General features: G+C 70.5%; 22 protein-coding genes. 7 read left to right on the top strand and 15 right to left on the bottom strand.

All coding sequences use genetic code 11. The features are described from left to right. Positions 1 to 19 precede the first annotated feature (19 nt). Positions 20 to 1441 (top strand): argininosuccinate lyase, encoded by a 1422-nt coding sequence (argH, locus tag EGT29_RS07870; RefSeq protein WP_124688494.1) that lies wholly within the window; start codon positions 20 to 22, stop codon positions 1439 to 1441. 33 nt (positions 1442 to 1474) lie between these two features. Here argH and EGT29_RS07865 read toward each other — a convergent pair whose 3' ends face one another. From EGT29_RS07865 to EGT29_RS07810, 12 genes are all read right to left on the bottom strand, one after another. Next, the gene (locus EGT29_RS07865; RefSeq protein ID WP_124688493.1) at positions 1475 to 1804 is read right to left on the bottom strand and encodes a DUF192 domain-containing protein; all 330 of its coding nucleotides are present in this window, start codon (positions 1802 to 1804) and stop codon (positions 1475 to 1477) included. A gap of 4 nt (positions 1805 to 1808) precedes the next feature. Continuing rightward, positions 1809 to 2678 (bottom strand): type II secretion system F family protein, encoded by an 870-nt coding sequence (locus EGT29_RS07860; protein WP_238160327.1) that lies wholly within the window; start codon positions 2676 to 2678, stop codon positions 1809 to 1811. Positions 2679 to 2721: 43 nt separating this feature from the next. After that, the gene (locus EGT29_RS07855) at positions 2722 to 3576 is read right to left on the bottom strand and encodes a type II secretion system F family protein (RefSeq protein WP_238160326.1); all 855 of its coding nucleotides are present in this window, start codon (positions 3574 to 3576) and stop codon (positions 2722 to 2724) included. Then, positions 3573 to 5255: an ATPase, T2SS/T4P/T4SS family gene (locus EGT29_RS07850; protein ID WP_124692265.1), complete on the bottom strand. Its 1683-nt coding sequence runs from the start codon at positions 5253 to 5255 to the stop codon at positions 3573 to 3575. Before EGT29_RS07850 ends, EGT29_RS07855 begins: the two co-directional genes overlap by 4 nt. Then, positions 5255 to 6631 (bottom strand): type II and III secretion system protein family protein, encoded by a 1377-nt coding sequence (locus EGT29_RS07845; protein WP_161567735.1) that lies wholly within the window; start codon positions 6629 to 6631, stop codon positions 5255 to 5257. The genes EGT29_RS07850 and EGT29_RS07845 overlap by 1 nt, the downstream gene beginning before the upstream one ends. 41 nt (positions 6632 to 6672) lie before the next feature. Beyond that, a complete protein-coding gene (gene cpaB, locus EGT29_RS07840) occupies positions 6673 to 7512 on the bottom strand; it encodes a Flp pilus assembly protein CpaB (RefSeq protein ID WP_161567734.1) in 840 nt (279 codons plus the stop codon). Between the two features lie 23 nt (positions 7513 to 7535). Then, on the bottom strand, positions 7536 to 7754 hold the full coding sequence (locus EGT29_RS07835) for a hypothetical protein (RefSeq protein ID WP_124688490.1): 219 nt from the start codon (positions 7752 to 7754) through the stop codon (positions 7536 to 7538). After that, a complete protein-coding gene (locus tag EGT29_RS07830; protein ID WP_124688489.1) occupies positions 7751 to 8410 on the bottom strand; it encodes a hypothetical protein in 660 nt (219 codons plus the stop codon). Before EGT29_RS07830 ends, EGT29_RS07835 begins: the two co-directional genes overlap by 4 nt. After that, positions 8407 to 9147, bottom strand: coding sequence for a hypothetical protein (locus EGT29_RS07825; RefSeq protein ID WP_124688488.1), 741 nt, complete (start codon positions 9145 to 9147; stop codon positions 8407 to 8409). Before EGT29_RS07825 ends, EGT29_RS07830 begins: the two co-directional genes overlap by 4 nt. After that, a complete protein-coding gene (locus EGT29_RS07820; protein WP_124688487.1) occupies positions 9120 to 10529 on the bottom strand; it encodes a hypothetical protein in 1410 nt (469 codons plus the stop codon). The genes EGT29_RS07825 and EGT29_RS07820 overlap by 28 nt, the downstream gene beginning before the upstream one ends. Then, complete coding sequence (locus EGT29_RS07815; RefSeq protein ID WP_124688486.1) at positions 10530 to 10817, bottom strand: hypothetical protein; 288 nt, start codon at positions 10815 to 10817, stop codon at positions 10530 to 10532. A 144-nt stretch (positions 10818 to 10961) separates the two neighbouring features. Next, entirely contained in the window at positions 10962 to 11540 is a 579-nt protein-coding gene (locus EGT29_RS07810) for a YSC84-related protein (protein WP_124688485.1), read from the bottom strand. A gap of 242 nt (positions 11541 to 11782) precedes the next feature. Here EGT29_RS07810 and EGT29_RS07805 point away from each other — a divergent pair, with 242 nt between their 5' ends. The 5 genes from EGT29_RS07805 (at position 11783) to EGT29_RS07785 (ending at position 15823) form a co-directional block, all read left to right on the top strand. Beyond that, positions 11783 to 12595, top strand: coding sequence for an alpha/beta hydrolase (locus tag EGT29_RS07805; protein WP_124688484.1), 813 nt, complete (start codon positions 11783 to 11785; stop codon positions 12593 to 12595). Positions 12596 to 12745: 150 nt separating this feature from the next. Continuing rightward, positions 12746 to 13390, top strand: coding sequence for an OmpA family protein (locus EGT29_RS07800; protein WP_124688483.1), 645 nt, complete (start codon positions 12746 to 12748; stop codon positions 13388 to 13390). A 92-nt stretch (positions 13391 to 13482) separates the two neighbouring features. After that, complete coding sequence (locus EGT29_RS07795) at positions 13483 to 14040, top strand: GNAT family N-acetyltransferase (RefSeq protein WP_124688482.1); 558 nt, start codon at positions 13483 to 13485, stop codon at positions 14038 to 14040. 4 nt (positions 14041 to 14044) lie between these two features. Then, positions 14045 to 14845: a DUF72 domain-containing protein gene (locus tag EGT29_RS07790; RefSeq protein WP_124688481.1), complete on the top strand. Its 801-nt coding sequence runs from the start codon at positions 14045 to 14047 to the stop codon at positions 14843 to 14845. Between the two features lie 21 nt (positions 14846 to 14866). Beyond that, the gene (locus EGT29_RS07785; RefSeq protein WP_124688480.1) at positions 14867 to 15823 is read left to right on the top strand and encodes a LysR family transcriptional regulator; all 957 of its coding nucleotides are present in this window, start codon (positions 14867 to 14869) and stop codon (positions 15821 to 15823) included. A 6-nt stretch (positions 15824 to 15829) separates the two neighbouring features. On the opposite strand, the gene EGT29_RS07780 is transcribed toward EGT29_RS07785, so the two are convergent. The 3 genes from EGT29_RS07780 to EGT29_RS07770 form a co-directional block, all read right to left on the bottom strand. After that, positions 15830 to 16921, bottom strand: a complete 1092-nt coding sequence (locus EGT29_RS07780; RefSeq protein ID WP_124688479.1) for a CaiB/BaiF CoA-transferase family protein — start codon at positions 16919 to 16921, stop codon at positions 15830 to 15832. A 15-nt stretch (positions 16922 to 16936) separates the two neighbouring features. Further along, positions 16937 to 17914, bottom strand: a complete 978-nt coding sequence (locus EGT29_RS07775) for a tripartite tricarboxylate transporter substrate binding protein (RefSeq protein WP_124688478.1) — start codon at positions 17912 to 17914, stop codon at positions 16937 to 16939. 131 nt (positions 17915 to 18045) lie between these two features. Next, entirely contained in the window at positions 18046 to 18615 is a 570-nt protein-coding gene (locus EGT29_RS07770) for a DNA-3-methyladenine glycosylase (RefSeq protein WP_124688477.1), read from the bottom strand. 148 nt (positions 18616 to 18763) lie between these two features. Between EGT29_RS07770 and EGT29_RS07765 the strand changes: the two genes are divergently transcribed. Further along, positions 18764 to 19741 (top strand): tripartite tricarboxylate transporter substrate binding protein, encoded by a 978-nt coding sequence (locus EGT29_RS07765; RefSeq protein WP_161567733.1) that lies wholly within the window; start codon positions 18764 to 18766, stop codon positions 19739 to 19741. Positions 19742 to 19743 lie beyond the last annotated feature (2 nt).

Raw genomic sequence — 19743 nt, 5'->3', positions numbered from 1 at the left:
CCGCTTTATAATCCGCGCCATGTCCAAATCGACCGACCCCCGCCCCCAAGACCAGTTCGCCAAGAAGGCCGAAGCTTGGTCAGCCCGGTTCTCCGAACCGGTGTCCGACCTCGTCAAACGGTACACCGCTTCGGTGGACTTCGACAAACGCCTGGCCAAGTTCGACATCCAGGGTTCGCTGGCGCATGCCGACATGCTGCACGCCGTCGGCATCCTGACCCAGCAGGACCTTGCCGACATCCGCCGCGGCATGGCCGCCATCGAAACCGAGATCGACGCCGGCCGCTTCGAATGGCTGCTCGACCTGGAAGACGTGCACCTGAACATCGAACGCCGCCTGACCGAGCTGGTGGGCGACGCCGGCAAGCGCCTGCACACGGGCCGCTCGCGCAACGACCAGGTCGCCACCGACATCCGGCTGTGGCTGCGCGCCGAGATCGACACGCTGACCGACCTGCTGCGCCAGCTGCGCCACGCGCTGGCCACGCTCGCGCTGCAGCACGCCGACACCATCCTGCCCGGCTTCACCCACCTGCAGGTCGCGCAGCCCGTCACCTTCGGCCACCACCTGCTGGCCTATGCCGAAATGTTCGGCCGCGACGCCGAGCGCCTGGCCGACTGCCGCAAGCGGGTCAACCGCCTGCCGCTGGGCGCCGCCGCGCTGGCCGGCACCTCCTACCCCATCGACCGCGAACGCGTGGCCCGCACGCTGGGCTTCGACGGCGTGTGCCGCAACTCGCTGGACGCCGTGTCCGACCGCGACTTCGCGATCGAGTTCTGCGCCGCCGGCGCGCTGGTCATGACGCACATCTCGCGCCTGTCGGAAGAGCTGGTGCTGTGGATGAGCCCGCGCGTGGGCTTCATCGACCTGGCCGACCGCTTCTGCACCGGCAGCTCCATCATGCCGCAGAAGAAGAACCCCGACGTGCCCGAACTGGCGCGCGGCAAGACCGGACGCGTGAACGGCCACCTGGTGGCGCTGCTGACCCTGATGAAGGGCCAGCCCCTGGCCTACAACAAGGACAACCAGGAAGACAAGGAAGGCCTGTTCGACACCGCCGACACCGTGCGCGACACCCTGCGCATCTTCGTCGACATGGCCGGCGGCATCCAGGTCAAGCCCGACGCCATGCGCGCCGCCGCGCTGCAAGGCTTCTCCACCGCCACCGACCTGGCCGACTACCTGGTCAAGAAGGGCGTGCCCTTCCGCGACGCGCACGAAGCGGTCGCGCTGGCCGTGCGTGCCTGCGTGGAACGCGGCTGCGACCTGGCCGACCTGTCGGTGGACGAGCTGCGCGCCTTCCATCCGCTGGTGGGCGAGGACATCCACGCGGTGCTAACGCTGGAAGGTTCCGTGGCGTCGCGCTCGCACATAGGCGGCACCGCTCCGGTGCGCGTGCGCGAGGAAGCGCAGCGCGTGCTGGACGAGACGCGCGGCTGACGCTCGCGGGGTGCGGCCCGCGCCGCATCCGCTTCATGGGCCGGTGCGCATCGGCGTCGATACGCGGCGCCGGCCCGCTCGTTCCCCCTCCTTCCACCCCAGCCTCGCGGCTTCTCCGGCCGCCAGTTCCAGCACCCCCCACGCGCGCCAGCAACAGGCCGCCCGTCCCGGGCGCAGTGCCGGCACGATGCGCAGCACCCTGCCCCGCCGATCCACGAACACGGCATCGACGGGCCAAGCCATGCCGACAGTATGTATGGCCCGGCACGGAACGATCCACAGGCCCTCGCCCGGTCCCGGCGGCGCCCGCCCCAGCCATCCCCGCAGCCGGTCCAGGCACGTGGTCGCACGGCGCCAGCCCATGCCGCTACCCGCCCATGTCCATGAGCTTGACCGCGATCGGAAAGCCGATCACGACGAAGGAGCACGGGAAGATGCAGGCGATCAGCGGCAGCAGCATCTTGACCGGCGCCTCCAGCGCCAGGCGCTCGGCACGCAGGAAGCGTTCGGCGCGGCGCTGGTCGGACTGCCCGCGCAGGATGGGCGCGAGGTTCATGCCCAGTGCGTCGGCCTGGGCCAATGTGCCGGTCCAGGCGCGTATCTCGGGGATCTCCAGGCGTTCGGCCATGTCCTTGAGCGCGCGCGTGCGCGGTACGCCGGTACGCACGTCGCCCAGCACCCGGCGCAGTTCGTCGCGCAGCGGTCCGGGCGGCCCTTTCAGGACCGCCTGCTGCAAGGCCGCGCCCACATGCAGGCCGGCCTCGACGCACAGGGTCGTCATGTCGAGCACGAACGGCAAGGCCCGCAGGATGTCCCGCCGCCTGCCGCGCACGCGGTCGCGCAGCCAGAAACGCGGGTAGGCCGCGCCTGCCGCCGCGCCGGCCGCGCTCCATGCGGCCAGCGCGGCAACGCCGGTCCACGGCGCCGCCAGCAGCGCGGCGGCCAGCCCGCCGGCGCAGGCGCACAGCACCTGCGCCCCGAGGATGTGGATGGGCGCCAGGCCGTGACGCAAACCGGCCTGGACGAGTTGGGATTCGATGCGGCGCCGGCGCTGCCACGAGAGCCACGGCCGGCCGTAGTGGGCCGCCGCCGAGACCAGGGGCCAGGCCAGCCGGAACGCGCGCGGCGGCGCCTCGGCCGTCCGGTCCGGCAAGGCGGGCGGATCGATGACCAGCAGGCAGGCCAGGGCCGCGAGCGCCGCCACGGCCACGCCGATCAGCAGCGCGGTCATGTCCATGCCGACCTCGCGGCGGCCTCTTTGGCGAATTTCCACTTTCGCTTCATATGTCGATCCGGACGATGCGGGCGATCATCCACAACCCGAGGAGGTCCAGCGCCGCGACCAGGGCCAGCACGGCCCATCCCTCGGGGGTGGTCCACAGACGCTCCATGGCCTCGGGCTCCAGGCGGTGCAGCGCGGCCAGCAACAGCCACGGCAGCACCCCCACCACCCTGGCCTGCAACCGGCCCTGGGCCGTCAGCGCCCGCACCCGCCCTTCCATGTGCAGCCGCGCGCGCACGGTCGTGCCTATCCGCTCCAGCGTCTCGGCCAGGTTGCCGCCCGTGTCGGCGGCGATCCGCAGCGCCGAAGCGACCAGGCTGGCCGCCTCGGTGGGCATGCGCGCATGCAGGTTCGCCAGCGACTGGTCCATGCCGACACCGAAGCGCTGCTCGCGCATCAGCAGCGTGAACTCCTGGGCCAGCGGCGCTTCGCCTTCGGCCGCGATCTGGCGCAGGCCGGCCTGCAGACTGGCGCCGGCGCGCAAGGCGCTGGCCAGGGCCAGCAGCGCGTCGGGCAGTTGCGCATCGAACCTGCGCATGCGGCGCGCGCGCAGGTGGCGGGCGGCCTGGCGCGGCAGCCACGCCCCGGCCGCCGCGCCGGCGGCGGCAAAGACCCAGCTTTGCGCGAACCATCCACAGGCGGCGGCCAGGAGGCCGATCACCGCCACGTGCGCCACCCACAGCTGGTTCACATCGACGAACAGGAAGAACTCGCTCATGCGGACGCGCGCAGTCTCGGTGAACACCGCCCGATAGCGGGCAAGGCTGTCGCGCACCAGCCCGCAGGCGATCCAGACCAGCAGCGATACGCAGACCACTACCGCGCCGGCGATGACCGCGTCGATGGCGTTCATGCAAGGCTCCGGGGCCGATCCGGCGCCGGCGTGCGCTCGCAGAACCATTGCGGCGAAATGGCGACGCCCCCGGCCCGCCATTCGTCCAGGAAACTGGGCATCAGTTCGCAGCCCTGGAAGTACCCTGCGCCGTCGGACGCGCCGGCATCCGGCCGCTCGAAGCGGAACAGCTCCTGCAACTGGATGCGGCCGCTCTCGATGCCGCTGACCTCGACGATGGCGGTCACCCGCCGCTGCCCTGCGGCGCTGCGGCCCTGCTGGACCACGATGTCGATCGCCGAGGCGATCTGCTCGCGTATGGCCCCCAGCGGCAGGTCCATGCCCGCCATCAGCACCAGGGTCTCGAGCCGCGACATCGCGTCGCGCGGCGTATTGGCGTGGAGCGTGGTCAACGAACCCTCGTGGCCGGTGTTCATCGCCTGCAGCATGTCCAGAGCTTCAGCGCCCCGGCACTCGCCCACGACGATGCGATCCGGCCGCATGCGCAGCGCATTGCGCACCAGGTCGCGGATGGACACCGCGCCCCGGCCTTCCAGGTTGGACGGCCGCGCCTCCAGCGCGACCAGATGCTCGTGCGCCAGGCGCAGTTCGGCGGCATCCTCGATGGTGATGACGCGCTCGGCAGGCGGAATGAAATTCGACAGGATGTTGAGCAGGGTCGTCTTGCCCGAACCGGTCCCGCCCGAGACGACGACGTTCTTGCGCCGCTCCACGCACAGCCGCAGAAACCCCGCCATGTGCGCATCCAGCGACCCGCCGTCCACCAGGTCCGCCATCCGCAGGCGGCGGGTGGGAAACTTGCGAATGGTCAGGGCCGGCCCCTTGAGCGCCAGCGGCGCAATGATGGCATTCACCCGCGAGCCGTCGCGCAGCCGGGCATCGACCATGGGCGAACTCTCGTCGATGCGGCGGCCCAGCGGCGAAACGATGCGCTCGATCACGCCCAGGACCGACTGATCGCTGCTGAACACCGCCGGATGCCGGCGCAGGACGCCGCCGCGTTCGACATACAGCTCATCGTGCCGGTTGACCATGATCTCGGAAATGTCCGGGTCGGCCAGCAAGGACTCCAGCGGCCCCAGCCCGACCGCCTCGTCCACGACCTGCCGGCGCAGCGCGCCGCGGTCCAGGTCCGGGGGAATCTCGCCGTGGGCCTCCAGCACCAGCGCCTCCAGCAGCCGGTCGGCCTCTAGCCGCAAGGCCGCATCGCTCATGGCGGACACGTCCCGGCGACGCAGGTCCAGGGCCTCCAGCAGGCGCGCGTGCAGCCGGCGCCGCCATTCGACCATCGCCGCCTCACGGGCGTGGACCTCCGTGGGCCGCACGGCCGGCATGCCCGCCGACACGGGGGCGGGCGGCCCGCCTTCCCGCAAGGCATCGTGCCCCAGGGGATCCACGGCCCGCACGCGCAGCATCACTGCGCCCACGACGATCTCGTCCTCGGGCAACAGCGGTCCGTATTGCAGGATGCGGCGGCCGTTGACCAAGGTGCCGCCCAGCGACCCCAGGTCTTCCACGAACACCCCTTCGGCCCGCTCGTCCAACCGGGCATGCCGGCGCGCGACCCGCCAGTGGCGCAGGCGGATCTCGCATCCGTCCCCGCGCCCGATCACCGCGGGCGGCGCCACGCTCAGCGAGGTCCCATGGTCCCCGTCGGTCAGGATTTCCACGTCCAGCATCATTGCTCCATGAAAGATGGGTCGGGCCGCACGGGCACGTTCAGCCGTTCCGGCCCGAAGGTCTCGTCCAGCACCCGACGTCCTCGGTCGATGCGTTCCAGCAGATCGGGATTGCGCTGGGTGACGACGGTCGGGGTCACGAAGATGGCCAGTTCGGTCTCGCGCCGCTGGAACCTGCGCGACCCGAACAGCGGCCCCAGGATGGGCAGGCTGGACAGGCCGGGCAGGCCGTCCAGGTCCTGGGACTGCTCGCGCGACAGGAAGCCGCTCAGGACCAGCGTCTCGCCCGAGCGCACGTTGAATTCCGTGGCGGTCCTGCGCACCTTGAGCGCGGGGCCGCCCGTGGCCATCACGGAGGGATCCACGGCGCTGACCTCGACGTCGATCACGGACCGCACCGTGCCGCCGGCATCGACCCGGGGCGCGATCTGCAAGGTGACGCCGTAGGGCTTGAAGGTGGTGTTCGACGCGCCGTTCCTGTCCACCGTCGCGTAGGGCACTTCGCCGCCGGCAAGGAAACGCGCGGTGGAACCGCTGCGCGCCGACAATTGCGGCTGGGCCAGGATGACCGCCTCGCCGCTCTGGGCCATGGCCTGGATGCGCGCCGACAGCAAGGCGTTCATGCCCAGGTATCCCGCCGGGGACGTGGCCGGGAACGGCAGCACGATGGGGCCGTCTCCGGGACGCTGCGCGGCGTCGCCAGCGGCCACCCTCAAGGGCCGCCCCACGGCGGCGTCCCAGGCCAGCCCCGCGTTCAGGCCCCCGGTGCTCGCGCCGTCCCAGCGCACGCCCAGTTCGCGCAGCCGCGAGCGCGGCATCTCGACCACCTTGACGTCCATCATCACCATGCGTTCCCAGCCGAGCCGCCCGGTGAAATCGACGACCTGCGGATAGCGGCGGGCCAGCAGCGCGATGCGCGCCTGGTCCGCGTCGCTCAGGTCGTCGCCTTCCACGATGACCTTGTCGCCGACGAGCCGGCTGCGCACCGAAGGCATGGTGGCGAGAAAGGCTTCGATCTCGCGCTGCACCCGCGAGGACTGGCCCGGCACCACGGTGATGCGCATGCGCCGCATCGCGCCCTCGCGGTCCCAGATGACCAGCGACGACGTGCCGGCCGCGTTGGCGAATACCACCACCTCCCGGTCGTCGGCCGTGGCGGCGTTGATGACGCGGCCATTGCCCACGGCTACCCGCGCCACGCCCGGCGCCGGGAACACCTGGGTCTCGCCGATGTACATCTCGACGTCCGGGAGATCCTGGCCTGCGGGGAAGGCCGGTGCCGGCGTGGACACCACCTCCTGCTCGAGCCAGGCAGGCCAGTCGGCGGAGGACGGCTCGGCCGCCCGCGCCCCACCCTCCGGAAGGACACACGCCATGCCGAGACCGCCCAACAGGAGTTGCCTCACCACGGCGGCCCTCATGGCTGGACTCCCTGCTCCGCCCCGGTTTCCGCCAAGCCCGGAATGCGGCGCGGCGCCCGGTCCCCATAGATGATCGTCGCGCCCGCGTGCCTGCGCGGCTGGGGCGGCTCGCCTTCTCCCAGCCCCAGCAAGGACGCCAGCCCGCCCGTCACGCGTCCGGGAGCCGGGCTGCCATCCCCCGGACGGCGCAGCATGGCGGTCAGGACACCGCCATCGCGGGCGATGATGAGCTTGACCGCCTCTTCCGGCGCCGCATCCAGCGTTACGGTGGAAAACGCGCCGCGCGGCGCCTCGCCCCCAGCGCCCGGCATCTCGGTCTGGCGCCCCGTGGCCAGCACGCGCATCCGTTGCAGCAGGGGCATGGTGGTCCGCTTTCCGCGATGGTCGAAAGACACGTACAGGTCGATGAGGTCTCCGGGTTGCACCAGGCCCGACACCGAACTGATCTCATCCACCGGTATGGTCACCGCCCGGCGCCCCTCGCTCAGGCGCTCGGCCAGCGGGGCCGCCCGCACCGCCTCCAGGTGCAGGGACAGCAGGGGTTCGCCGGCCCGCACCGGATGGGCCAGCACCCCTCCGTCGAAGTCGCCGAACCGGTCGGGATCGATGGCGCCGGACGGCGCCCACTCGGCCGGGATCTCGCGCACCGCCGCCAGGTCCGCCGACAGGCGCTGGCCGGCATGCAGATCGGCCGCGGCCACCACCACCGCGATCCGCGCCGTGCGCGCCTCGGCCTCGATGGCATCGATGCGCCCCTGGATCTGGCGCTGGCCGAGCCATGCGGCCAGGCCTCCGGCGGCCAGCGCCACGGCCAGCACCCACCATTTCCGATCCACGCGCAAACGGGGCAGGCGCGGCATCATAGCGGCAGGGCCAGCGAACCGGCGAAACGCTGATGGAAACCGCGCAAGGCGTCGAGCAGCCACGCCAGCAGTCCGCCTCCTTCGCCGAACCAGCCCGCGCCGGCCACACCAGCCAGCAGCATGGCCACGACGAGATATTCCGCCGCGGACTGCCCGCGCTGCCTGCGCGTGCTCCGCATCCTGCCGGCCACGATCATGCTTCTTCGCTCCTTCATTCGTCCGCCTCGATCTCGACCGCCAGCAGGCCGCTGCCCTGCTCCCGTGGCACCACCACGAGCTGCAATATCCGCCGCGCGCGATGCCACTCCATCAAGCCGCCACCGGCCCCGGCACGCCACCCGAGCGCGGTCAACCGGGCTTGCAGCAACCGGGAGAAGGTCGCGGTATCGGCCGCATGGGCGTAGAGTTGGTGGGCCACCTTCCCCCGTTCGTCCCGGGTCTGCAAATCGAGCAGCAGCGTCGCGCCCGGCGGCGTCCATTCGGCGGGCAAGGCGCGCGTACCCACGCTGGCATCGAGGCCGACGGCCAGGACGCCCTGCGTCACCCCGGGCCTGGACTGGCGAAGCTGCATCAGCCAGGGACGGCCGTCCCGGACGCCGCTCAGCATCACGCCATCGGGCAAGGGCAGCAGCCAGGGATCCAGCCCCGGCTGCCTGGCCACGCCGCCGGCGACCTCGATCGGCGGTTGCCGGACCTCGAACAAGCGGATGTCCATGCGCACGCCGTTCACGCGCACGCGGCCTCCCCAGCCCCGGTCCACGGCACCGGGCGGCATGCTGGGCTGGGCCGCCGCCGCGTGGCTCCATAGCAGGCCCATGGCAAGCACGACGCAGCCGCGCACCGGCGCGCGGCACCATCCCCTTTCCTTCATCGCGCGCCTCCCGCAAGATGCGCCGGCAGCAGCCCCTTCCAGGCCGAGAGCCAATCGAACTGCGGAGGCGGGCGGCCCCAGGGCCGGTCGACGCGCGACAGCACCGACAAGGCCCGGCCCGCCCGCTCCGTACGCTGCGCGGCGTCGCTCCATGCCCGGGGCGCGCCGGCGATGCGCGCCTGGGCATCCCCGTCGTCGCGGGCGTGGCCGGCATCCACCAGGATCACGAACCGGCTGGACAGCGGTGCCACGGTTCGCCACCCGCCCAGCCTGGCCACCGGCGCGAGATCGGGTCGCACCGACACCCGCCCCGCCACCAGCCCCGGATGCGCAGGCAGCAATTCCCCCCTGAGCATGCGCGCGGGCTCGGTATTGCCCCCAGGCTGTGCCTGCTCGGGCAACCGGCCGGCCTCCTGCCGGACCTGCATGGAAAACCGCCCGGGCTGGTCCGGCAGCAAGGCGGAACCATCGTGGTTGCGCCAGCGATGGCGCGCCGGCTGGAAGAAATAGGCGTGCGTGCGCTCGCGGACGTCCTGCGGCGCCTCCTGCACCACCGCGAAGGCAAGGTGGCGTCCCGCGAATTCGGTCTGCAGCGCGAGGTCCTGCAATCGCCCCAAGGCCGAACCCAGCACCCACAATGCCCCGAACGCCCCCAGCGCGAGCAGGGCCTCGGCCATGGCCTGCCCGCGCTGGCGCCCCATGCGCGCCATCACCATGCCACCCCCTGCCGGCGCCATGCCTGCTCGCGCTCCGCCGCCGCGACGGGGCTCAGGCTGGCTTGCCAGTAAGGCATGAACAGGTTGGGCCGCTCCGCGTTCCCATCGGCGCGCCCCACGGGCCGGCGATAGTAGGTCGACGCGGCACTGACCGCGGCCAACCCGCCCGCGCCCAGCCCGGCGCCGAACGCCAGCCGACCCGTTCCGCCTCGTGGGCCCGCGGCATCCGTTGTCCGCATGGCCGCCGCGGCGCGGGTGGCCCTGACCGCGAAGCGCAGGGTCGGATCTGCGGCCCGCTTGCCGGCGATCCCGGCGTACGGCGGCAACCCCCTGCCCTGCCACGCCACGCCCTGCGACAACGCGAACGAATTGGCAAGCGGATTGGCCGTGCCATCCAGCAGGCTCCAGTCGGTATGCGCACCCACCCAGCGCCAGAAATCCTGGTCGGAGAAGTCCTCGGGAGGTTCGTCGATGTGCGGCAGATCATCGTCCGCCAGCGCGGCATCGCCCTTGGCGCTGCCCCAGCCCATGGGATATTCGCGGTAATAGCAGCCTATCCATCGATTCGATCGCAGCGCGTGGAAGGACAGCGTGTCGACCGACCGCCAGGCATCCAGTCCCATGAGCGAGGTCGCGCCACGGCGCCGCAGCTCGTGCCGCAGCCAGGGACACCTCCACTCCGTTGGCAACAAACTGCGACGATCGTGATCGCGCGGCGCAAGAAAGCCGTAATGCGCGTTGGCCTCTTCCACCATGTCCTTGAGCCGGCCCCGGGCCTCGCCGCCGTGCCGGACCACGAATCCCGGCAGCGTATCGGCCAGCAGGGCCTCGTCCAGACGCGTCGCGCCGTCGTCATAGTGGGCGGCCAGCACCGCCTGCATCGTCCGCATGCGGGCATCGACCAGCGATTGCTGCACGGCCGCCTGGGCCCGCACCAGGACGTCGTGCACGACGCGATCATGTTCGGCGAAGGCCCGCGCCAGCGCGCCCTCGCTCCAGTCGGCGGCGCTGCCCGCGCCGGCCGCTCCCGCTGCGCTGCGGTAGGCGCGGCCATGCGCGGCGCCGAACAAACCGCCGATCAGGCTGGCGGGCGGATTGGACGACGCCAGCCGGCGGGCCTGTGTATCGCCGAACCGGGCCCACGAGGCCAGCGTGATGGCATGCGCCATGCCCACCTGGTGAGCCACCAGCGCGCGATTGGCATAGGCAAGGAAATTCAGGCTCCGGGCCTGGACCAGCGCGCCGCTATAGGCCGCGGCGTCCAGCGCGCGGGCCAGCCGGACCTTCTCGCGCAGCAGTTGCCCGCCGTCGAAGAGCTGCACCAGCCCTGCCGCCACGGCGGCGAGCAGCGCCACCGCCAGCACCAGGGCCTGTCCGGCCTGCGAGCGATACGGGGCGCGCATCTAGTTCCCGCCAGCCTGGGCGGCATTGCCGGTGAAGGACTTGAGCGAGCGCGCAGAAGTCTGGGACCGGGCCCCCTTGGCCGCGGTCTGCGCGGCGCGCGACTCGGTCGAACCGTCCTCGCCCGCAAGTTCGCGCGCCATCGCGGCCGTCTGGGAACGGACCACCTGCCCGAACAACTGGTAGACGGCGATCGCGGCCACCGCCACGAGCGCGACGATGATGACGTACTCCACCATCGATTGGCCGCGCTGCCGACGCCGCCGGGCGGAGAAAACATGAAGAGACATGGGCGGGACTCCACCCCCGCGCGCCTGGCGCCGTGCCCGGCCGTCCACGAGGGTGCCGCCAGTTTCCGGGGGCGGCCTCGCACCGGCAATGCGAGGATCCCGCGACGGACAGGAAGGTCATCCCCGTCCGCCGACCCGGCACCGCTATAGATTGAGCTTGGAAATCTTGGTGCCTTCCACCGTCAGGCCGGCCATCAGGCCCGCGTTGGTCAGCGCGAAGGCCACGACCGGGGCGCGGGCGGTATTGGTGTCGACGCCGGCGTTGACGCCCGCCTTGACCACCGCCACCGAACCATCCACGCCGGCGGTCCAGCCGTTGCTGGACTTGAAGCGGTCGAGCTCGGCCTGGTTCATGAACATGAACACCAGCGCCTTGGACTGCGCGCCGGCCTGGAAGCCGAACGAGCCGCTGGCCGTGCTGTAGTAGCCGGTGGTGCGTCCGCCTTCGCGCAGCGCGCCTTCGCCGTATTCGCCGCCGACGATGAAGCCGGCGTTGATCACGCTGGGAAATACCAGGATGCCGCGGGCCTTGTTGCCCAGTTCGCGCGAGCCGTTGACCGTGGAATACAGCCGGTTCAGCGTTTCGTTGACCCCGGAATCGATCCGGCTGCGCTTGGCGGCGGGCGAGCTGTCGCCGCTCTTGTTGGGATCGGTCGTGGTGCAACCCGCGGCGACCAGCAGGCCTGCGGTGGCGGTGGCGTAGAGGAACTGACGACGTTTCATGCTCTCTCTCCTTGAGTGGGCTTGCCGGCAGGCAGCTTCCGAGGAAGGGGCGTGGCCCGCCGCGGCAAGCACAGCCATTCTGCCGGATATACGTCAAAACAGCGAATGCAAACGTAACCGGGTTGTTGCCGCCAGCCGTCGCCCCGCACGCGCCCCGGGGAAGGACGGAAAACCACCAAGTATGCGAAGATCGGGGCGTAACGATCACACAGGACGTCCGCCCTCCCAGGCGAGCCCCGCCCATGTCCGGATTCGACGTGCAAGACCTGGAGTTCCCCGCCTTCGACGGCCAGGCACTGCCGGGGCGCCTGTACCGTCCCCGCTGCCACGCTCCCGTCCCCCTGCTGGTCGACGTGCACGGCGGTGCCTGGATCCGGGGCAACCGCCTGAACAACGCCTCCATGCACGAGGCGCTGGCCGACGAGGGCATCGCCACCTTCGCGCTGGATTTCCGCATGCCGCCGCAGGCCGGGGCCGGAACCACCTTCGCCGACGTCCATGCCGGCCTGGCCTGGGCCCGCCGGCACGCGGGCGAGCTGGGCAGCCGCCCCGGATGGGTGGGCGGCCTGGGCACGTCCAGCGGCGGCCATCTGCTGATGCTGAACGCGCTGCTGGGGGGCGCCCCCGGCGCGGCGGCGGATCCCGAGCCCCTGGTCGGCTACGCGGTGGCCTGCTGGCCCATCCTGGATCCGCTGGCGCGCTACCGAATGGCCCGCGAACGCCGTCTCGCGCCGCTGCTGGACGCGCACCACGCGTTCTGGCCGGACGAAGCCGCCATGGAACGGGACAATCCCCGGTCGATCGTGGAGCGTGGCGACGCCCGCCACCTGCCGCCCGTGCTGCTGATACAGGGCACCGCCGACGCCAACGTCGACCATTTCCGCGCCGATGCCTTCGGCGAACAGTACCGGCGGGCCGGCGGCGCGATCGACGTCCTGAAATACGACGACGAACCCCACATGTTCATCACCGTCGAACCGGATTCCCCCGCGTCCCTGCATGCCATGGACCGGATCCGGCACTTCGTGCGCAGCCAGTGCCGCGCCGCCGGCTGAGAACCGCGGCGGGGAATGTAAACCGTAAACCATCCTCAAAACGTACAAAATGTTGCGTTTCCCGGTCACATGGAAGGGCTAACATCAGCCAGGCTAAAGCGTCGTGAATACATAACGACGCCCCTGCCCAGTCCACTCCAGGAGGTCAACATGAAAACCAACACTCTCTCCAAAATTGCTCTGGTCGCGGCGCTTGGCGTCTTCGTCGCCGGTTGCGCCAACCAGCAGCAGACCAACACGGCCATCGGCGCCGGCGGCGGCGCCGCCCTGGGAGCCGGGCTGGGAGCACTGCTGGGCAACTCCAAGGGCGCGGCCATCGGCGCCGGCCTGGGCGCCGTGGCGGGCGGGCTGGTCGGCTACAACTGGAAGACCGTCAAGCAGGACGTCGAGAAGTCCGGCTCCAAGGACCTGGGCATCGACATGACCGAGCAGAACGACGGCTCGCTGAAGGTCAACGTGCCCAGCAGCGTCTCGTTCGACACCGGCAGCTACGCGCTCAAGCCGGCCCTGCTGCCCGTGCTGGACAGCGTCGCCAAGACCCTGAACGAGCACCCCGAGCTGCGCGCCAAGGCCGTCGGCCATACCGACAACACCGGCCAGATGTCGCTCAACCAGACCCTGTCGCAGAACCGCGCGCAGGCGGTGGCCAACTACCTGGCGAACAAGGGCGTCTCGTCGGCGCGCCTGACCACCGAAGGCCGCGGTCCCAACGACCCGATCGCCAGCAACGACACGGTGGAAGGCCGCGCCGCCAACCGCCGCACCGAGATCTACCTGTACGCCACCAAGAACTGACCGGCGACTCCGCCGCCCCCCCTGCGGGGCGGCGGCGTTCTTGGGTAAAGTAATGGCTTGCTGCCGGCCGCGGCCGGCCCCCAGGAATCGCCATGTCCAGCCCCGCTCCCCTTCCCTCGTCCACGCTCGTCGTCCGCGACGCCTGCGATACCGACCTGCCTGCCATCCAGGCCATCTACGCCTTCCATGTCCTGAACGGGGTGGCCAGCTTCGAGGAAGTCCCGCCCACGGTGGAAGACATGCGCGCCCGCCGCGCCGCCGTGCTCGGGCAGGGCCTGCCCTATCTGGTGGCCGAACAGGACGGGGTGGTCGTCGGCTACAGCTATGCCGGCAGCTATCGCCCTCGTCCGGCTTACCGCCACACCATAGAAAACTCCGTCTACGTCGCCGATGGCACGGGCGGGCGCGGCATCGGGATCGCCCTGATGCGGGAACTGATCGCGCGCTGCCAGAACGGGCCGTGGCGCCAGATGGTGGCCGTCATCGGCAACAGCGGCAACGCCGCCTCCATCGCCCTGCACCGCAAGGTCGGGTTCGAGCACGCCGGCGTGCTGCGCAGCGTCGGCTTCAAGCACGGCCGCTGGGTCGATACCGTCATGATGCAGTTGCCGCTGGGCCAGGGCGACCGCAGTCTTCCCGGCGGTCCTTGAAACCATGGGCGACATGCGCGTGGGCATCTCCGGCTGGCGCTATCCTCCCTGGCGGGGCAAGTTCTATCCGGACGACCTGCCGCAGCGGCTGGAGCTGGCCTACGCGTCGCGCGAGTTCTCGACCATAGAGCTGAACGGTTCGTTCTATGCGCTGCAGACGCCGGAACGCTACGCGCGCTGGCATGCCGACACGCCCAAGGGCTTCCTGTTCAGCGTGAAGGCGCCGCGCTACATGACCCACATCCTGCGCCTCAAGGAAGTGGAGCGGCCGCTGGCCAATTTCCTGGCTTCGGGCATCTTCGAACTCAAGGACAAGCTGGGTCCCATCCTGTGGCAGTTCCCGCCCGGCATGCGTTTCGACCCGGCACGATTCGAAGCCTTCTTCAAGGCCTTGCCGCGCGACATGCACCACGCGATCGAGATCCGCCACGACAGTTTCATCGACCCGGCCTTCACCGACATGCTTCGGCACTACGGCATGGCGCTGGTGGTGGCGGACACGGCGGGCAAGTGGCCCTATCGCGAAGACGTCACCGCCGACTTCGTCTACATCCGCCTGCACGGCGACCGGGAACTGTACGTCAGCGGCTACACCGACACGGCGCTGGACGACTGGGCCCGGCGCATCCGGGCCTGGGCGCGCGGGGGCGAACCGCGCGGCGCCCGCCGCATCGACGGCAAGGCGCAGCGCCGTGCCAGCGGACGCCACGTGTACTGCTACTTCGACAATGACGCCAAGGTGGAAGCGCCGCGCAACGCCAAGACCCTGATGGACAAGCTGGGGCTGCCCATGCGGGCGTCCTGAGACTTTCCACGAGACATCGCCGTGAACATCGACAGCCGACGCAACCGCAGCGACCAGCTACGCATCAAGCACCTGCGCCTGCTGGAGCTGGTGGCCGAGCACCATTCGCTGGCCGCGGTGGCGCAGGCCCTGCACCTGAGCCAGCCCACCGTGACGAGCATGGTGCAGACGCTGGAGGAAGTCTTCGGCACCACGCTGATCGAACGCAGCGCGCGCGGGGGCAGCCTGACCGACGCCGGCAATCTGGCGCTGCGGCAACTGCGCATCGCGCTGGCATCGTTCGACACGGCGCTGGAAAGCGTGGTCCGGGGCAGCACCCCGCTGGTGCGCGTCGGCGTCCTGCCGCTGCTCGACGCCTGGCTGCTGCCGCAGGCCATGGCGCGGATGGAAGCCACCGGTACCCTGCCCCGCATCGCCATCACGCACGGCGGCATCAACGTGCTGTACGGCGGCCTGGACCGCAGCGAGATCGATTGCGCGATCTGCCACCTGGACGAACTGCCCGTGCAGGGCGGCCACCTGACCGACCTGCACATCGAACCCCTGCACGAGGAAAGCCGGCTGTTCGCCTGCGCGACGGACCATCCGCTCGCGCGGCATGCCACGCTGCGGCTGGGCGATCTGGCGAACCAGGAATGGATCGTCCCGCCCAAGGCATCCCAGGCCCGGCGGGTGCTGGAGCGCGTGTTCCTGGGAGCCGGCCTGGTGCCACCGGAGCCCCGCATCGAGTCTTTCCCTTATCACACGAACCTGGAAGTCGTGGCGGCCACCCGCATGCTGACTTTCGCGCCGTCGTCGCCGGTCCGCCATTATGCGGAGATGGGCCGCGTGCACGTCCTGCCCGTCGCCGACGACATCCCCGTCAGCCGGCTGGCCTTCCTGGCGCGCCAACCCGTGATGCAGTTGCCCGGTGTCGAACCGCTGCGGCAGGCCGTCGTCTGGGCGGCCCGGCAGATGGCCGCCGCACGGGCGGCCTGACCCGGCTCAGGCCCAGGCCCGAAAGCCCAGTCCCGGCACCGTCGCGCTGTCCTCGCCATCCCTGAGCACCACCGGCTCCAGCGCGCCGCTGGCGACGGCGTCGGCGGCGAATTCGGCCACCGACCGGACCTTGGAGGCCGGCACGCCGGCCTGGGCCAACCGCTGTTCAAGCCGCACCGCCTCCCACCCCGCGATCCGTTCCCGCAGGCGCGACTTGAGCAGCACGGGGTCCTTCGCCCTGAGGAAGGACACCTGTTCGCCTGGCTCGGCCGCCCCATCGAACAAGGCCGGATCGGCGGCCAGTTCGCCCAGCTCCAGCACATCCAGCAGGCGGGCGAACTGCGCGGGCGTATTGGCGCCCAGCGCGATCCAGCCATCGCGGGTCTGGAAGAAATCGGCGGCGGGGCTGCCCGAATAGCCCTGGTTACCGACCCGTCGGGGCGACACGCCCTTGGTCAGGGCCTCGACCGCATAGCTGTACATCAGCTGCATGGACGCCGCCGCCATGGACACGTCGAGCAGGATGCTGCGGCCGTCGCGATTGCGCTGGTGCAAGGCGCTGACGATGGCCAGCGCGCCCAGCATGCCCGTGGCCGCGTCCACCACCGGAAAGCCGGTCTTGATGGGATCGTCGCCTTCGACACCGCCCATCATCGCCATGCCCGTCATCGCCTGCACGACGTGGTCGTAGGCCGGCCGGTCGGCCCAGGGCCCGGTCCGCCCGAAGCCGGAGATCGAGCAATAGACGATGCGTGGATTGACCGCGCGGATGGCCTCATAGCCGAGCCCGTGCCGCTCGAGCGACCCGGGTCGGAAGTTGTCCACGAACACATCGGCGTCGCGCGCCATCGCCAGGATCTCGGCCCGTCCTTCCTCGGTGCGAAAGTCCAGCGCCACGCAGCGTTTGCCGCCATTGAGCGACAGAAAGGCCGATGGCCCCCGCTCGGACCGGCGCAGCACGTCGCCGCCGGCGGGTTTCTCGATCTTGACGACGTCGGCGCCCATCTGGGCCAGGTAGAAGGTCGCCAGGGGGCCGGCGATGACGTGCGAGAAGTCCAGCACGCGCACGCCCGCCAGCGGCAGGAAAGCTTGGGTCATAGGATGGCCATGCGCCTAGAATTGAACGATCTTGGAAGCGCGCACGATGCGCGAGAACTTGGCGGTTTCCTTCGTGAGGAAGTCGGCGAAATCGTCTGCCGTGGGCGACAGCTCGACCGGCGATCCGTTCTTGTCGAAGAACGCGTTCAGGTCCCCGCGCTTGAAGGTCTCGTGGATCGAGCGGTTCAGCTTGGCCACGATGTCCGCGGGCATGCCCGCCGGCCCCCAGACGCCGTTCCACGATTCGATCACCGTGTCGTCGTTGCCCAGCGCCTCCTTCAGCGTCGGTACGCCGGGAAGAATCGGCAGGCGCCTGGCCGAGGTCACGCCCAGCACGCGCACGGCGCCCGACTCGACCTGCGGCAGCGCCGCCGTCACCACGGGGAAGCAGAACTGCGTCTGGCCGCCCAGCAGCGAAGGCACCAGGTCCACCGAGCCGCGATAAGGCACGTGGACCACGTCGATGCCGGTGGCCGTGGCCAGCGCGGCGCCCGCCAGGTGCGAGCCCGTGCCCACGCCGCCCGAGGCGAAGTTCAGCTTGCCCGGGGACTGGCGGGCGGCCGCCAGGATGTCCTGGATCGACCGATAGGGCGAGGTCCCCGCCACGGCCAGCACGAACGGGTTCATGTTGATCAGCGACACGGGCGCCAGGTTCTTCAGCACGTCCACGCCCACGGCGGGATTGATCAGCTTGTTCGTGATCATGGGCGAGCCGCCGAACAGCAGCGTGTAGCCGTCCGCCTTCGCCTGCGAGACCGACACCGCGCCCAGCGTGCCGCCCGCGCCCACCTTGTTCTCGACGAACACGCTCTGCCCCACCTGGTTGCCCAGCGCCTCGGCGAATTTCCTGGCCAGCAGGTCGACGCCGCCACCGGCGGCATAGGGCACCACGAGCCGGATCGGACGGTCGGGATAGGTATCGGCCGGGGCGGCCTGGCTTGCTGCCGGAACGAGGCAGCAAGCCAGCGCCGCGGCAAGAATGCGTGCGCGCATGGCGGGTCTCCTGTTATGGGTATGGGCATGGATGCCGGATGACCGCGATTGTGGCCGCGCTCGCCCCCCGCAACAATTCGAAAATCGGGAACCCGCCTTCGGCTTTTTCTATGGGCCGCGGCGCGCGGCGCTCAGCGCCGGGGAAACGGCTTGCTCAGGAAGCGCGAGCCGGCCATCCCGAAGCGCCAGGGCACGTCCAGCGCCTTCGAGATGCCGATGCGCGGACCGATGGCGATGTCCGGCTCGCCCTCGCGCGCCACCAGCTCGAACGGCGGGCGATCGAGCCGCTTGCCGTCGAAGCCGCGATCGATGCCCAGGGCCTGTCCCACGCGCCCCGGCCCCGAGCACAGCAGCCTCGGATCGTCCACGCCGCGCCGCGCGCGCATGACATCCAGGCCATGGGTTGGTTCCAGCGCGCGTATCAGCACCCCCGCGCCATGGCCGGATTCGCGGCAGACCAGGTTCAGGCACCAGTGGATGCCATACGACCGGTAGACATAGGCCCGGCCCGGTTCGCCGAACATGGAGGCGTTGCGCGGCGTCGGCCCCGAGAAGCTGTGCGAGGCGGGATCTTCCCTGTCGTAGGCCTCGGCCTCCACGATGCGTCCGCCCACGCCGTCCACCAGCAGGGTCACGCCGATCAGCAGCGGACCGACCTCGGCCGACGGCGCATGGAAATCGATATGGGCAAGGTGAGGCATGGGCACATCCGTTCTCGCAGCGAGAACAGAGTGTATCCGCTGGGACGATTGCCGCCCGGCGCCGATCTCCCGATACTTTTGCCAACACCCGCGTGCATCTCGGCACGAAGCGGGGCCCATCCTCCCTTGCTCGAAAGGAACCGCACTCATGGATAGACGCCAGGCCCTACAGACGATGGCCGGCGCGGCAAGCTGCGCGCTGCTGCCCGCGATGCCCGCCCACGCCCAGTCCTACCCCGCCCGCCCCGTGCGCTGGCTGGTGCCCTTCCCGCCGGGCGGCACCATGGACCAGGTGGTGCGCGCCGTCGCGCAAGGCATGCAGGGCCGGTTCGGCCAGACCCTGGTCATCGAGAACAAGCCCGGCGCGGGCACGGTCATCGCCGTCGATCAGGTGGCGAAGTCCGCTCCCGACGGCTACACGCTGGTCACGGTGGCAAACAGCTTCACCATCAATCCCTCGCTTTACGCCAAGCTGCCCTACGACACCGAGCACGCCTTCACGCCGGTCGCCCTGCTGGGCGCCACCGCCAACATCCTGGTGGGCCGGCCCGGGCTCGAGCCCAAGACGCTGCCGCAGCTGATCGCCTATGCCAAGCGGCACCCGGGCAAGCTGACCTATGCCTCGTTCGGCACGGGCACCTCGGCCCACCTGGCGGGCGAGATGCTCAAGCAGATGGCGGGCGTGGACATCCTGCACGTGCCCTACAAGGGCGGCGTGCCGGCGCTGACCGACATCCTGGGCGGACAGGTGGACCTGATGATCAACAACCTGCCCGACATGCTGCCCTACCTGGCCAACGGCAAGCTGCGCGGCTATGGCGTCACGTCCAAGACGCGCTCCGCGCTGGCGCCCGACCTGCCCACCATCGCCGAACAGGGCTATCCGGATTTCGAGACCAACTCGTGGTACGGCGTGCTCGCCCCCGCCGGCACGCCGGCCGCGGTGGTCGCGTACCTGAACCAGGCGATCAATGGGTCGCTGGAGGCTTCCTCCACGCGGACCACGCTGGGCGGCATGGGCTTTGACGTCGCCCCCGGCGCCCCGTCTCAACTGGGCGCGCTGATCGCGAAGGACTTGAAACTCAACGCGAAGCTGGTCCGCGACGCGAACATCAAGCTCGATTAGGC

The organism is Pigmentiphaga sp. H8 (assembly GCF_003854895.1).
Taxonomy (GTDB): domain Bacteria; phylum Pseudomonadota; class Gammaproteobacteria; order Burkholderiales; family Burkholderiaceae_B; genus Pigmentiphaga.
This window is presented reverse-complemented; position numbering and strand designations above follow the sequence as displayed.